Origin of the sequence: Methanobrevibacter sp. DSM 116169 (genome assembly GCF_046197865.1) — an archaeon.
In the GTDB taxonomy this organism is placed as follows: Archaea; Methanobacteriota; Methanobacteria; order Methanobacteriales; family Methanobacteriaceae; genus JAHKLT01.
Map to the genome: position 1 here is coordinate 989,692 of NZ_CP166990.1, position 15,333 is coordinate 1,005,024.

Sequence of the window (15,333 nt, forward strand, 5' to 3'; positions counted from 1 at the left end):
TTAAGAATAGCATTCTCGATGCATAATTATTTCAAAAATTTTCTAATAAATATCTAAATTATTTAAAAAGTCTTTTTGTTTAATTTACCTTCTTTTCCAAGCAATATTACTCCAATGATATTTTTTGCAAATGGGACTTCATCAAAATCTTTTAAATATCCTAAAACATTATAAACACTATTTCTTATATAATTATCTTTTTTATTTTTTAACTTCATAATTTTATAACTAATTTTTCCACATTTTTCAAATTCTAAAACTAAATCAGGTTGTCTTAAACTTGCATTATTTTCATAATTTTCAAAGATTTTATTATATTTTGAGTTTTCATAAAATATTTTTGGAATATTTTGATAATAAATTTTAATTGATTTTTCATTGTCTTCATATTATTTTTTTTTAACTATTTTTATCATCAATCTAAAATCTAGGTAAATTCTCTAAATTATCTTGTGCAATATTATTATTTTTAGTTTTTATAAATTTTCCACCATTAATTTTCACTTTAATGACTTTTGCTCCAATTGTTAAATTATAATTATTATTTAAAATTATATCAAAATATAATTCAGAAAAAATAAACGATAATAAAGGGAAAAATTAGAGTATATGTGAAATTATTACTCATTTAATAGAAGCATTTGTATGCCATAATTAAATGAAGTGTTTAAAAATTTTAATTAAAAAGATATCCAATTAAATTAGAATGCGTAAAAATCTTTGATTATTATGTAATTTTATGAAATAAATATAAATTATCAATTAATATAATTATGTTAAAGTTAATAAATAGTATAAATATAATAATTTAAAGTATTAAATTTAATATTTATATAATGAGGTATAATTATGGGAAAAGATGGTAATAATAATGAAAAATTATTAATTAGCAATATACATGATAAAAAATTCAGTTCATTAAATAATAATCTTCAAAATTTTGTTGAAAATGTTTTTAAATATAAACCTCAAGACACTACAAAAATTGAATGTTTTAAAAAAGCTGGTTTTAATAAAAGTGATTTGATTATTAAAATAAACGAACAAGAATATGGAATCAGTGTCAAAAAAGGATCAGGAAATAGTGTGCATCAAGAAAAAGTTAATGATTTTATAACCTTTTTAAAAGACAATTATGATATTCCTAATCAATTATCCGAAGATATTTTATTTTTTATTTGGGGAGATGGAACATTAAATGGATCTGGAAAAGTCTCTGACAGAATGAAAGCCAACACCATTAAAGAAAAATATCCTCAAGTAGTTGATAACATTAAAAAATTTTTTTATTTAAATAAAAAAGATTTAATAGAAAGGTTTGTGATAAAAGGAGCTAAAAGCAACAGTAGGCCCGATTATATTTATTATGGGACTCCTGATGCAGGAAAAGTGGTGGATTCTAAAACCATATTAGATTGGTTATGCGATGATATAAATGAATCAAAAAAAGCCCCAATTCCTGTTGGTAGATTGACATTTCAAGCATGGAATCGTAATATTAATGGAGGAAATAAATCAGAACAAAAACGAGGAGAAATTCAATTAAAATGGGGAAGTATTGGTAAAGATTTAGATGAAATGATTTAATAGATGATATTATGAGATCAAATAGAGGTACTGAGGAAGGAACTAAAGAAGAAATTTCTTTTGTAAAAACTCTTAATAAAAAAAAGAATTTAAGTTTGTGGAATATATTAAATTTAGATTCCAATAATCATTATGCTATTCATGTAACTTCACATCAATTTGGGGAAATTAGTCAATGCAAAGTTAAACCAAAAGCAGATATTTTTATTTCAAAAGGCTATGTTGATGATGATTTATTAAAAGAAAAAGATTATTGTTTAGATGAAAATGACTTAATTAAATATAATTTAACTCCAGTAGATAAAACAGGAATTTCAGTTAAGTTAAAAACATCCGACAATTATCAAATATTAAAAATGACTCCAAATACTTTTAATAAAATTTTTAAATCTTATGAATTAGGTGCAGGAGCATCTATTTATTCATTGAACAAAAATGATTTGAAAAAAAATGATTCAGTCATTATTGGTTGGAATTCAAATTGGAAAAATTTTAAAAAATATTTCAATAATAAATTGAAATTAAATATGGAATTAATTGCTGATTTAGATTTAAAAAATTCAAAAATAATAAAGAAATATTCTTTAAGCATGATTAATAAATACATAAATGAAAATGAAAAAATTCAAAAATTTATTTTTCAAGGATTAGGTAATTTTAAAGAACCTTATACTGTTTATTATTTATATGAACAAGATAAATTAAAAAACTATTGTAATATTCCTTTTAATATAACAACAGGTTCTGGAAGAAGCAGAGGAAATTATACTTTAGTAATAAAACCAAAAAAACATTGATTTTATAAACATTTAACAATTTCCTCAGCAATTAACTTTATTACAGGAACTGAAACACTGTTTCCAATTTGTTTATAACTTTGAGAATAATTTTCTTTTATTTTAAAATTTTCAGGAAAGCCTTGTAACCTCAAACATTCTTTAGTAGTTAACTTACGGTTTTCTTTAACTAAAATAGGAACATTATTGCCTCCAGTACCCATTTTTGCAGTTAAGCATGGGGAACATCCATCATTTCTAAATGAGCACCTTGATGGTCTTATTTCATAAGCAAATAATGGGTATTTCTCATTTATTTGTTTTTTTAATAATAACTCCTCATAATGTTTTTTTAAATGTTTAGTTGCAGTATTAGAAATATCGTGATTTTTAACATTTTTTTCTAAAATATTAAATGCATTAACATCTGAAATTTTTGGTGCAGGAAATTTGAATGAAACATTTTTATTTTTAAATCCAACAATATATATTCTTTCTCTATTTTGAGGAATTCCATAATCTTTACTATTCAAAACATCATAAAAAATTATATAACCCAGTTCCCTTAATTTATTTTTAATTGTTTCAAAAGTTCTTTTATCATCATGATTAGTTAACCCTTTAACATTTTCTAATAAAAAAGCAGCAGGTTTTTTTTCTTTTATTATTCTTTCAATTTCAAAAAATAAAGTTCCTCTTGTATCACAAAAACCTTTTCGATATCCACCAATACTAAATGGTTGACAAGGAAATCCTGCGCATAAAATATCATGATCAGGAATTTTTTTCTCATTAATTTTTGCTATATCTCCTTCAGGATGTATTCCAAAATTTTCAAAATAAGTTTCATTTGCCCATTTATCTATATCGGAACTAAAAACACATTCTCCTCCGATCGATGTGAATGCAATTCTAAATCCTCCAATACCCGAAAATAAATCAATGAATCTAATTTTCTTTTTATTTTTTTTAATATTCGAAAAATCTGATAGTGTACTTTGTTCTTGTACAATATTTTTATTATTTATAACATTTATCAATTCGTTTGCAATAGAATAGCCTAATAATGGAGGAACTGCGTTTGCTAATTGTTGGTGTTGTTCTGTTTTATTGCCTTCAATAACAAAAGAATCTGGAAATGATTGCAACCTTGCTGCTTCTCTTGCAGTTATAACTCGATCAAAATTAGGATGTATAATCATTGATTTTATTGCATGTTTAATCGTAATAGAAGGTTTATTAGGATCCAATCTTTTGTAGTTATTACTGTGGTTTCCTTTCACATCATATACTTCAGGAGGAATATCTTTCCAATTACCTCCTGGAGGTACATGTTTTATTCTATTTAAAACATTTTTGTTATGATTCATAGGATCATGATTATAAATATTTTTTTCACCCTCACTCATAAGTTTCTGAAATTCTGTTTTAGGTGAATCATATTTATTAATATCAACATCAGGAATATTACTTAAAGCATCGCCTACAGTGACTATTTTATCAAGCTTTTTAGGAAAATTTACTTTTTTATTTTTTGATCCTATAAAAAAAACTCTTTTTCTGTTTTGGGGAACACCATAATCAGCTGCATTTAAGGTAGAATATTCTACATCATATCCTAAATCACATAATTCTTTTTTAATAATATCTTTCACGGATTCTCCATTCACATTATCCATAGATAATAATCCAACAACATTTTCAATAATAACAAATTCTGGTTTAATTATTTTAACTGCTTTTATAACTTCATTAAATAATTCATTCCTTTCATCATCAGTGTCTCTTTTACCACACATTGAAAAGCCTTGGCATGGTGGACCAGCAATTATAACATCTATTTTATTTTCATATTCATAAAAAATTTTATCATCTATCTCTGTTAAGTCGGCTTCGATAATTTTAGTATTATTATGATTTTTTTTAAAAGTATCTAATGCTATATTCCAATTATCTATACCCAATATAACATCAAAACCAGCCATTTCGAATCCTTTACTAAATCCTCCTATTCCACAAAATAAATCAATAACTGTTAATTTAGATTTCATTATTTCACTCATATTTATTCTTCTATATTCTTTATCTTAAATATTTTAAGTATTTTTCTAATAAATTTTTTCAAATACATTACAATTTTATTATTATAATTAATTATTTCATTATGCAATTTTTAAAATATTTTTGTAATTCTTCATCAACACAATAAATATAACATCCTTTCATTCCACGTGTCATCAAAGTCCTATATGTATTTTTAATAACTTCATCAGCAATTTCTAAAGCTTTTTTAGAGTCTTTTTTATATAATTTTTTAATACCTTTTAATGATTGATCTGTTTTAGCTCTTTTGTTAAAATCAGTTAATATTTTACCATCTTTATAGCTAATATCTTCACCTAAAATAACTCCAACATAATCAAATTCTAAACCTTGAGATGTATGAACACAACCTATTTCATGAATTGAATCTTCATCAATTGCCCATGTTTCAGTATTATCTAAATTCCAACTCATTGAAAAATCATCAATTATAACATCAGGACTTTTAGTATTATTTCTTTCTTCTTTTAACCAATCCCAACAATATCCTGCAAGCATTCTAGAATTATTATTAATTTTATTCTTCTCAAATATCATTTCTTTCAATTTTTCAGGATTATCAATTACTTGAAAATCATATTCATAATCAAATCCATCATAATTTGCAGTTTCTTGAATTTGTAAAACATCATCTAACCATAATAAGTATCCATCAGATCCATTACATCTAAATTGAGATTCCAATTGTATATGGTGCAATTCCGCTCCTGCTCGAATAGCATAATCTTCAATAACTTCAACACTACCTATATCTGAGATGGTAACTTTTTGATTATTATCAATAAAAAATATAGAACATTTGGATGCATTTATGATTTCTTTCACTTGATTTTCACCCATATTTTTAAAAAAACCAGACCTTTCATTTAATCTATGAGCTTCATCAATAATTAAAGTGTCAAATTCGTTTTTATCAGACTCATGAAAAATTCCAGAAGATCTAAATAAATTTTTAATTTCTTTTTGAGTATAAGTTCCTTTTAATTGTTCAAAGTAAACATTACGAGGAGCGCTGTTTTTTGTAACATAAAATGTTAATAATTCATCATTTATAAGATTTACAAGTAAATTTATTGCAACTACTGATTTACCAGTTCCAGGTCCACCTTCAATAATTAAAACTCGTTTTTTCTCATCTAAAAAGGACTCATGAGCCATATCAACTGCCAACTCATAGGCAATTTTTTGCTCATCAATCATTACAAAATGAGAATTTCCTTTAAGCATACTTAATAAAACATCTTGTAATCTTTGAGATGGTCTTATTTTACCATTTTCTATCTCACAAAGAATGTTTTTATTATCTCCATATTTAATATATTTTAAAATAAATTCTCTTAATTTTAAAACATCACCTTTTCCATATAAAGGTGCTTTATTAAGATATTCTAAATAAATTTCATCAGAAATAGGATCATTACTTGTAATATTATAATTATGTAAATATGCACAAGGATAAAGAGAAATAGAATTTTCTTGAACTGTTTGATTAAAATCTTCAAGTAAAGATGCATATGACCATGCTTGATAAGAAGGATGAGTTACTTCTCTTAAACCTTTACCAACATATGTTTTAACAATTCCATCTTTACCTTCAACCTTTTCAGCTTCTTCCCATTGTTTTAATTCTATAATAATAACTGAATCCTTCTTATTTTTATCATAACCTGAGATGATAAAATCAATTCTTTTAGAGGTAGAAGGAATTGTAAATTCAATAGCAACACCTGCATTAGATGGAATATCTTCTAAATTTAATACTTTATACATATATTCCATAGAATTTTTCCAAGAGTTTATTTGAGATTTATTAGATCTTCCTATAAATTCTTGATATTTAGAATATATATCATCTACAATTGTATCATTTACAACAGAATTAATAAAATCATGTTTAGTAGCATTATAAACCAGCATTGATGGAGCCTCTAAAATTTAGTATATTTAGTTGAATTTCCTTTTGATTTAGAAATAGGGTATTTTTCTTTATTTTTTTGAAGTTTATTAAGTATTATTTTTTTAATATCCAAATTTAGTGTTTCAGCCATTAAAAAAGAGTAAATTAATACATCTGCTAATTCTTCACTAACTTCGTTAAGATTATAGTTATTATTCCATTGAAAATGTTCTAATAATTCACTCGCTTCTATGTTTATTGATTTTGCAAGATTTTCTGGTGTATGAAATTTTTTCCAATTTCTTTCTTTTTGAAAAGTAAGTAAATTTTCTATTACCTCATCCATAATATTAGTATAGATAATCAGATATTTAAAAATTAATAAAATGATTTTTTGCATTCTAATTTATTATAGAGATTTTTCTTTATTTTTTAAAATAATTGAAGATTAATTTAGTAATTTAGGATATAAATTAAAATAATTTAATTAATAACAAAAATTTAAAAAATAACAACTAACTTGTTCAATAATATTCTTAACAATTTTTAATATAAAAAATGTGGAGATTATTTTTTTACCCAAAATTAATATTCATAAATAATTTTCATACCCCAATTAATAAATAGAATGAAAATGAAAAATAAAAAATGAGTGTTATGAATAAAAAAACTAAAATTATGCTATTTTTAAGTGCATATTCTCCTCTTTTTATTATTATATCAATAATATATTGTAATTTTAATGTATCTTTTTGCTCAATTGAAAATTTAATTTCAATATTTTTTCTGCTAATTTCAATTTTATCTAATATAATATTTATTCTGTTTTATTTTAAATCTGCAACTTTTAATAAAAACACTCGTACAGTTATTTCAGTTGAAAACAAAACATCAGATATTTTAAATTATTTAATACCATTTGTCATTGCTATTTTATCAACAGATGTATTTAATTTATTAACGGTTAAAGGAATAATATGTTTTATTATTATTATGTCAATTATTTATTCTGTTCATATTAATTCTAATTTATTATATTTTAATCCTTTATTGACATTTTTTCATATAAAATTTTATCAAATTATTGATGAATTTGAAAATACAATAATTATCATGTCTAAAAAGCCAATAAAAAAAAATAATGTCATAAAAATAAATAAAATTACTCAAGGATTGTATAAAATTAAATAATAGATACTATTTTATAATGCAATAACATAATAATATTATGAATCAAATTTATAATGAATTAAACAATATTGATGCTGAAAATATTTCATTATTTGTATTAACTAGACATAAAAATAAATCAACAGAACATGATATTTTTTCAGTTAATATGGATGAAGATGTTTGTATAGAATTGATGAATAATATATCTGCATCATTTAATGAAATTTATGAACATGAAGATTACCAATTATTAGATTATGATCCAGTCAATCCTCCCATCGACTATCTTGTTGAAGAAATAAATAGTGATGAGTTAATTTTTTTCAATGAATTTATAAATGGTTGTAATCATGACCCATTAATTTTTGCTCTTGAACGAGTAAATGAAAATCACTTAATTTGGGGGTTTATTATTAAAATTGAACGTAATAATCAGGGAAATATTTTCTCATTCCATAAAATGAAAAATAGAAAATTATTAACTAATTCAGGTATTATGAATTTTTTTGGTATGGATGGAAACTTTCACTTAGCTAATGATAATATTATTACAATTGATAATAAAATGGATGGAATTTGTTTTATTCCAAATGAATTTCAAGTTAACCAAGAACAATTAATATATATTATATCTAAATCTGGATTTGAATCAATGTTTAACATTAAATATACTATTGTTCATAAAGTTCAAGAAATTATTAATCAAATTGATTTGGATGATGAAACTCGTGCTATCTTTAATAATATATTCGAAGAAATAAATAATAATACCACTCAAATGAAAAGATTGATTAAAATATTAAATATAGGAAATCATATCTATTTAACACAAGAATATATTGATAGGAATTATGAAGAATGTGGTGTTTTAATTGAAACAGAAGATGATGGTTCAATTAGATATTCTAAAGAAAATATTAGAAAAATATTATATATGTTAAATGAAGATTATAATATAAATCCACTTACAAATAACAATTGGACTACACATGGAAAAACTCGTACAAATAATTGATTTTAACACTATTGTTATAACAAAAGTCATACAATTTTAATAATATTACTTTAATTAAATTTAAGTGATGTGAAATTTAAAAATAAGGACTTTGTAGAAATCATTTTTTTAGTTAGTCTATATATGTTATAAATTGTTTTTTTTTAAGTTTGGTTTCTTTGTTTGATAGTTTTGTGCTTCTACTTTGATAATGTCATTGAATAATCTTTTTATCACGCTGAAAATGCTTTTTACATTATTTCTTTTTCTGTAAATTATATGTCAAAATATTGTTGAACTATTTAGTCCGTATTTTCCATTTTAGCTTTTTTTTCAATGGTATTTAGTCGAAAGCACCAATTTCTTATTTATCTATTTTCTTATTGGTTATGTATCATATGCTCTGTCTGCAACTATATAATGCGGTTTATTGTTTTAATTGAATTTATTGCAATTGTGTATCGTAAAATGGTCTTTTGTGTTTGATAATTTAAAATTAAACGAAATTCAACATCAATGACAATATGATTTTAACTTTTTCGGTCCTCAGTATTTGAACATAATACTTATCAGAATTATTATTAGTAAATTGTGTTCCATCTAAAGCTATGATTTTTGGTTTGATTTTATTTTCTATTAGAATTAATGGTTTATTTTATTAAAAACTTCTGTTAGTATTTTTTTAAAGAATTTTTGCAATTTGTGTACTGTAGTGCTCTTTTTATATGCGAAAATTTATTCAATTTATTAAATAAGTCTATTATGAAACTTATTTCATGATTAGTTAATTTTAAATAAATTTTCACTGCTAAAATTGCGAATAGAATTGTTGTAAATATAAACATTTGAAAAAATAATCCTCATATCTATTTAACCAATTTTAGCATAATTGTTTGTTAAAATAATAAAACTTAGAGTTTATTTTCATTTAAACCAATTTATGGCAATTTTTTATTTTTAAATATATTTTTTGTTGGCCTTAAAGCCAAAATTCAAAAGATTTAATTGCTTTGAAATCAAACTATCAAATGAAATACGTGTTTTTTTAGGTTTTATATGGCATATATTCTCCGTTTTAATAATTATATTTTTTTAATTTTAAAACCATTGAATTAAAATAAAAATATAAATATTTAACGAATTAATAAACCTTTATTTCAAAATTAAGAAAAATTTTCTAAAAAAATATTAGGATTTCAACAAAGCCATTCATATAAAAGATTAGTTAAATATATATAAATTAAGTTAATATATTTAATTATGGATGAAAATGATATTTATAATGAAGTTGTTTCACATTTTACCAGAGAAGAAAATAGAAAACAGTCACTGGAATCTAAAGCTTCATATCTTTTAGGAATAATAATTTTAATTTTTACTATTTTTTTTGAAATATTAATTAATATCTTATTAAACAAAGCAATGTTTACAACGTATATTTTATTAATCGCATTTTTAATGATTATTCTAATAATTAAATTAAGTATTGTATCTTATTTGTCAATTAGTATTTTAAAAGTTTCAAATTTTTGCTATCCTATTGGTAGTGTTGATTCAAATATTTTAGAAAAAGAACTTTGCGAATGTGAAAAAGAAGATATTATTGATAAATATATAACATGTATAAATATAAATAATAAAATTAATAATAAAAATGCTATAAAATTAAAAAAATCAATGACATTAATAGTAATATGTATAGTTATTTTATTATCCATAATTGTTTTACTAATAGGTGCTATGTATGTTTGAATTGTGCAATAAATGTCAAGGTTCTATAAAAAATGGATATTTTTATTTTTGCGAAGAATGCGGTTTAACTTTACATACAAGATGTTGTGATGATCATATTGAACATGATGGTTTAGTATCTATGAAAAAAAGAGATACATTAATAAAAGAAATTAATCATTCGATGTTTGGTGCAGGAAAATCACAAGAAGGATGGATAATTATTCCAAAAAATGAATTTTTAGAAAACAAAAAAATGTGTACTCATTTTATAAACGATTTAAATAAACATTTGCCCGTTTTTTTACATTCGAATGAATTATTATGTTCAAAATGCCACGAAAGCAGAAATAATGAAGAATTTCTTATTTTCGTTTTGACAAATAATAACATTGATGTTAGAAATCTTTATTTTTCTTCATATAAATTAACTAATGTTATTTTAGAAGAATTTGAATCACATAATTTAAAATGTGGAACAAATAATAAAATTCAATTAAAACTAATTAATAAAAAAAATTTTCCTATTAAAAATATTGAATTAGAAGCCATTTCTTTATCTGGAACTATCAACGAAAAATCGGCACTTTGGGAAATATTTGAAGAAAATATTGCTAAAATATTTCTTTATGATAAAATCCAAATTGATTTAATTGAATCAGAAGAAGAAAAAATCTTTGAAATGGATTTATACATTCCAAAAGATAAAGAAATACATGAAGGAAAAATTAGTAATATAATATTTGAAAACAATTTACCTACACCAAAAGAATTTTTAAATAAATTTATTGCTGTTAATAATCCTTTAATAATATATTTCACCATTAGATTTACTAGTATTACTGGATTTGAATATTATAAATATATAACTAAAATTAAATTTTCTATTATATAATTAATATTAAAATGTTATAAAAATATAATAATTTGTTTAAAATTCTTATTTTAATAATTAAATTTTGATTTAATCATGAATTTTTCTATGACAATCATAACAAAGAGTTTCGCAACAATTAATCTCTTCATCAATATCAACATAGTCGTCTTTAAACACTGCATGATGACATTCTAAACCTAAAAAAGAACCACATTTAACACATTCATAATTATCACGTTTTAAAACACTGGCACGAACTTTTCCTTTTTCATATCTTTTATTATGTGGATTTTTGTTTAAATATTTTTGATTTATTGAAGAATAATAATTTTTTATTCTTTTTTTAAGTATTTTATCTTTCAATTCTGGTTCTTTAATTATATTTTCTAGATCTCTAATAGTTAATAGCTTAGAATCTGTTATTGTACCATAATAGTTAACTTGAGAGTATTTTTTAATACATTCTTGTATATATTTATGACTTAAATCATTTCCAGATAAATTTTTAAACCCCATGTCATAAATTTCATTAAGAGTATAACCTTCATCTTTGAGACGTGCAATTTTTCGATCTCTTGTTTCAGTTTCATCTCTTACTTTCATAATTATATTTTTATCATTTCAAATATATAAAATTTATCAATCACTGGGATTGAATTTACATTATTCTACTGTTTAACGAACTTATAAAAATAGCAAAATCAAAACTTGTTAAAAACACTAAAATGACACAACTGCATATAGACTACACAATCAATTTAGCTATGTTTTGAAGAATTTTTTAAAAAATAAAAAAAATAAATATTTTACACTTGAAATAGTACTGTATTACTTTTTTTAATTAAATTAATAAAAATAAAATTTCAACAATTGAAGAAAATCAAATAGTTGAAAAATAAAAATTTAAATTCAGTTACTCGAAAAATTCGAATAGCTTAAAAAATCATGAAAAATAATTAAAAAAATTTAAAATTAATAAAAACTAATAGATTCGAGAAATATGATCTATTCTATCAAAATCTTTGTTAAAAGATACAATTTTTTGTAGATTATAATTTTTCATTAAAACAGATATAGATGAATCTGTAAAAGATAACTTACCATTATGTTTCGAATATTCATTAATAACAATATTATTAAAATTTGATAGTTCGAATTCATTTAATATTGTACAGTTATCTTTTATTACATCAAATAATTGAATAGCTATATCAAAACTACTTTTATTACCAACAACTGTTATAACTTCATTAATAACTAAATTACTAATATAACAATCATTTATGAAAATTCCTTCATCATCTAATTCTATTGCTCGATTGTAATGAGCATCAATTTCAATAGCATATGCAATTAAAAAAGAACTATCCAAAAATATATTCATAAATAAAGCTCCTTTTTTAATTGTACTGCATTAGTTGTTTCATTTAATTTTATAATTCCTCGAATATCTTTAAATTGTCTCTTTTTTCTAACTTTAAATGAAATTTCATCTTTATTATTTGTATTCCATTCTAAAATATCGCCTTTTTCAATATCAAATTCCTTCCTTATCTCGGCAGGTATAACAGTTTGATATCCTTTATAAACTTTTGTTGAAATCATTACAAACACCTAATATTTATTATATTTTAGGTAGTATAAAAATATTAGGTTTTAATTAATACCTAATAATTAAATTTTACATATACAAAAATATATAACTCTTTATAAATATTCATATATTTAAATATATAAAAAAATTGTTAAAAACTACATATACAAAAATATATAACTCTTTATAAGTATGCATATATTTAAATATATAGAAATGTATATAGAAATGTATATAGAAATGTATATAAAAATGGTGTAAAAAATGGTTCTAGAAGAAACACTAACAGACTATATTTTTGCAAAACAAAGAGAAATCTCTTTACTAGCTAAAAATAACTTAAAAGAAAATGACAAAGCATTTAATCATAGATTTGAATATGATAGAATTAAAAATAGAGTAGATAACTATCTAGAAAGCTCAAATCAAAATAGATTCATTATTATGCCTGGTTTAAGAGGAGTAGGTAAAACAACAATTTTATTACAAATCTATGAATATCTTATAAGCCAAAAAAACATTCCAAATTCAAATATTTTATATTTAGATATTAATGAGCTTAATAATTTCTTTAAAGGAGATATTTATAGTTGCATTGAAACTTTCTTAAAAGATATGCATCAAACTACTTTAGTAGATCTTGATAAAAAGATTTTTTTACTTATTGATGAGGCTCATTTTGATAAATCTTGGGCATTAGCTGGTAAATTAATTTATGATAAGAGTAAAAATATTTTCATGATTTTTACTGGTTCTTCTGCACTAGATTTAGAGCTTAATGTTGATACAGTTCGAAGAGTAGTTAAAGAGCCAATATTTCCATGTAATTTTCCAGAATATTTGCTTCTAAAATATGATTTAAATTCCCCTAAAATATCAGAAGAATTAAAAAATCTAATTTTAAAAGGAACAGATTTAGAAATAACTATTAATAAAGAAAATGAAATTAAGAAATCTTTATTTGATTTAAATAATGATCCAAATATTGAACTTGAAAAATTCTTATTTTCATATGGTTTTCCTTTTGCATTAGATCTTGAAGATTATGAAATTCATAAAAAAACTGTTGAAATTACAAATAGAATAGTTGAAAAGGATATTCCATCTATTAAAAACTTTAATACATCAACAAATACAGTAATATCAAATATTATTACATATCTTGCTTTACAAAAACCTGGTGCAACATCAAATATTAAGCTTTCACAAATTTTAGGAGTCTCACCAAAGTCTGTAAATGATATTTTAAATGTTTTAGAGAAAACTCAATTAATATTTCCTATAACACCTTATGGTACTGGTTCTAAGATTGTTAAAAAACCTTGGCAATATTTCTTTTTAAGCCCATCCATTAAAGCATCAATTAATTATGAAATTGGTAGATATGATATTGCTAATAAGAAATGTTTAGGTGCACTAGCTGAAACTTTAGTTATTTCATCATTATATAAGTTAAAATTAATATCTAATAATTCATTAGGCTTATTTTATGATGCAAATAAGGGTGGTGTTGATTTTTTAATTAAAAATTTAGATAAAATTATACCAATTGAAGTAGGAATAGGTAAAAAAACTAAAAGTCAATTAACTAAAGCTATAAATAACTATGATTCTGATTATGGTATTTTAATTTCAAATAGAAAATCAAATATAAGTTTTGAAGATGATATACTACATATTCCTCTTTTAACATTTTCTTATTTATAGAAAAAATTTAAAAATATGATATTTCAATAACCAAATATATATGGTCTAATACTAAAAATACATTTTAATAGAAAAAAAATATTATGACATCTAAAAACAAACTAAAATTATTTGATATGGTTAAAGATTCTATAAAATATGTCTTTAAAGATTGGAAAGCTGTTATTATTTTAGGAATTATAATTAATTTATTAAATGTTTTAACAAGTATTGATTTTTCAAATAATTTAATAATTTTTTCAATAATTATACTCTTTACTTTAATTCTAACATTATTTGAAATGGGTTATTCATTTAAAATTATAGAAGAATCATTAGATGGATCAATTAGGCCACCAATCTTTAATAATTTTAAAGATATGTTAGTTCATGGTATAAAAGATATAATGGCATATATATTTTATGGATTAATAATAGTAATTTTAATAGTTATTTTTTTAATAATTGCTAGCTTGTATCCTGAATCTTTACCTTTGATAATATTAATAGCTATGATAAGTACAAGTTTTATATTTTTACTTTTAAATGTATCTTTAGTTAATTTAGCATTAAATCATGGGAAAATAAAAGCTATTTTTAATATTAAAGATCTTAGTCGATTACTTATAAAAATAGGTTTAATTAATATCATTGTTTTAAATATTGTTTATATGATAGTAGAATTTTTCCTTTATTCAAGCTTTGTTTTACTTGAACTTCTAAGTAATTCATATATTATAAGTTTATTATATGATTTAATTGTTTCACCATTTTTAATCATCTTCTCAAAAAGACTTTTATCAATAGCCGCCAGATAATAATTTATTTTTATATAAAAATTTTCTACAATAGAAAAATTAATTTAATTTAAAGACTTATTTTTTAATTTAAATAATTTAAAAGGCACTGTTTAGA

The 15,333-nt window shown here is 22.1% G+C and carries 15 protein-coding genes; 7 read left to right on the forward strand and 8 right to left on the reverse strand.

Translation table 11 applies throughout. From position 1 onward, the window contains the following. Positions 1-62 precede the first annotated feature (62 nt). Entirely contained in the window at positions 63-218 is a 156-nt protein-coding gene (locus ACA134_RS04915) for a hypothetical protein (RefSeq protein ID WP_409199312.1), read from the reverse strand. A 202-nt stretch (positions 219-420) separates the two neighbouring features. Continuing rightward, on the reverse strand, positions 421-579 hold the full coding sequence (locus tag ACA134_RS04920; RefSeq protein WP_409201068.1) for a DUF3892 domain-containing protein: 159 nt from the start codon (positions 577-579) through the stop codon (positions 421-423). Between the two features lie 270 nt (positions 580-849). Between ACA134_RS04920 and ACA134_RS04925 the strand changes: the two genes are divergently transcribed. Both ACA134_RS04925 and ACA134_RS04930 read left to right on the forward strand, forming a co-directional pair. Further along, positions 850-1,587 carry a hypothetical protein gene (locus ACA134_RS04925; protein WP_409199313.1) on the forward strand — a complete coding sequence of 246 codons (738 nt, stop codon included), beginning with the start codon at positions 850-852 and terminating at the stop codon, positions 1,585-1,587. An 11-nt stretch (positions 1,588-1,598) separates the two neighbouring features. Continuing rightward, positions 1,599-2,384, forward strand: coding sequence for a hypothetical protein (locus tag ACA134_RS04930; RefSeq protein WP_409199314.1), 786 nt, complete (start codon positions 1,599-1,601; stop codon positions 2,382-2,384). 2 nt (positions 2,385-2,386) lie between these two features. Here ACA134_RS04930 and ACA134_RS04935 read toward each other — a convergent pair whose 3' ends face one another. The 3 genes from ACA134_RS04935 to ACA134_RS04945 all read right to left on the reverse strand — a co-directional run bounded on the left by ACA134_RS04935 (position 2,387) and on the right by ACA134_RS04945 (position 6,709). Continuing rightward, positions 2,387-4,414, reverse strand: coding sequence for a DNA cytosine methyltransferase (locus tag ACA134_RS04935; RefSeq protein WP_409199315.1), 2,028 nt, complete (start codon positions 4,412-4,414; stop codon positions 2,387-2,389). A 103-nt stretch (positions 4,415-4,517) separates the two neighbouring features. Further along, entirely contained in the window at positions 4,518-6,383 is a 1,866-nt protein-coding gene (locus ACA134_RS04940) for a DNA/RNA helicase domain-containing protein (RefSeq protein WP_409199316.1), read from the reverse strand. 11 nt (positions 6,384-6,394) lie between these two features. After that, positions 6,395-6,709: a nucleotide pyrophosphohydrolase gene (locus ACA134_RS04945; RefSeq protein WP_409199317.1), complete on the reverse strand. Its 315-nt coding sequence runs from the start codon at positions 6,707-6,709 to the stop codon at positions 6,395-6,397. Between the two features lie 882 nt (positions 6,710-7,591). Between ACA134_RS04945 and ACA134_RS04950 the strand changes: the two genes are divergently transcribed. The 3 genes from ACA134_RS04950 (at position 7,592) to ACA134_RS04960 (ending at position 11,156) form a co-directional block, all read left to right on the forward strand. Next, the gene (locus tag ACA134_RS04950) at positions 7,592-8,551 is read left to right on the forward strand and encodes a Kiwa anti-phage protein KwaB-like domain-containing protein (RefSeq protein ID WP_409199318.1); all 960 of its coding nucleotides are present in this window, start codon (positions 7,592-7,594) and stop codon (positions 8,549-8,551) included. A gap of 1,239 nt (positions 8,552-9,790) precedes the next feature. Beyond that, on the forward strand, positions 9,791-10,282 hold the full coding sequence (locus ACA134_RS04955) for a hypothetical protein (protein ID WP_409199319.1): 492 nt from the start codon (positions 9,791-9,793) through the stop codon (positions 10,280-10,282). Continuing rightward, complete coding sequence (locus ACA134_RS04960; protein WP_409199320.1) at positions 10,275-11,156, forward strand: hypothetical protein; 882 nt, start codon at positions 10,275-10,277, stop codon at positions 11,154-11,156. The genes ACA134_RS04955 and ACA134_RS04960 overlap by 8 nt, the downstream gene beginning before the upstream one ends. A 69-nt stretch (positions 11,157-11,225) precedes the next feature. On the opposite strand, the gene ACA134_RS04965 is transcribed toward ACA134_RS04960, so the two are convergent. The 3 genes from ACA134_RS04965 to ACA134_RS04975 all read right to left on the reverse strand — a co-directional run bounded on the left by ACA134_RS04965 (position 11,226) and on the right by ACA134_RS04975 (position 12,743). Continuing rightward, complete coding sequence (locus tag ACA134_RS04965; RefSeq protein ID WP_409199321.1) at positions 11,226-11,741, reverse strand: hypothetical protein; 516 nt, start codon at positions 11,739-11,741, stop codon at positions 11,226-11,228. 379 nt (positions 11,742-12,120) lie between these two features. After that, positions 12,121-12,522 carry a PIN domain-containing protein gene (locus ACA134_RS04970; RefSeq protein WP_409199322.1) on the reverse strand — a complete coding sequence of 134 codons (402 nt, stop codon included), beginning with the start codon at positions 12,520-12,522 and terminating at the stop codon, positions 12,121-12,123. Continuing rightward, entirely contained in the window at positions 12,519-12,743 is a 225-nt protein-coding gene (locus ACA134_RS04975) for an AbrB/MazE/SpoVT family DNA-binding domain-containing protein (protein WP_409199323.1), read from the reverse strand. Before ACA134_RS04975 ends, ACA134_RS04970 begins: the two co-directional genes overlap by 4 nt. 253 nt (positions 12,744-12,996) lie before the next feature. Between ACA134_RS04975 and ACA134_RS04980 the strand changes: the two genes are divergently transcribed. Both ACA134_RS04980 and ACA134_RS04985 read left to right on the forward strand, forming a co-directional pair. Next, positions 12,997-14,439, forward strand: coding sequence for an ATP-binding protein (locus ACA134_RS04980; RefSeq protein ID WP_409199324.1), 1,443 nt, complete (start codon positions 12,997-12,999; stop codon positions 14,437-14,439). A gap of 83 nt (positions 14,440-14,522) precedes the next feature. Further along, positions 14,523-15,236, forward strand: coding sequence for a DUF4013 domain-containing protein (locus tag ACA134_RS04985; protein ID WP_409199325.1), 714 nt, complete (start codon positions 14,523-14,525; stop codon positions 15,234-15,236). Positions 15,237-15,333 lie beyond the last annotated feature (97 nt).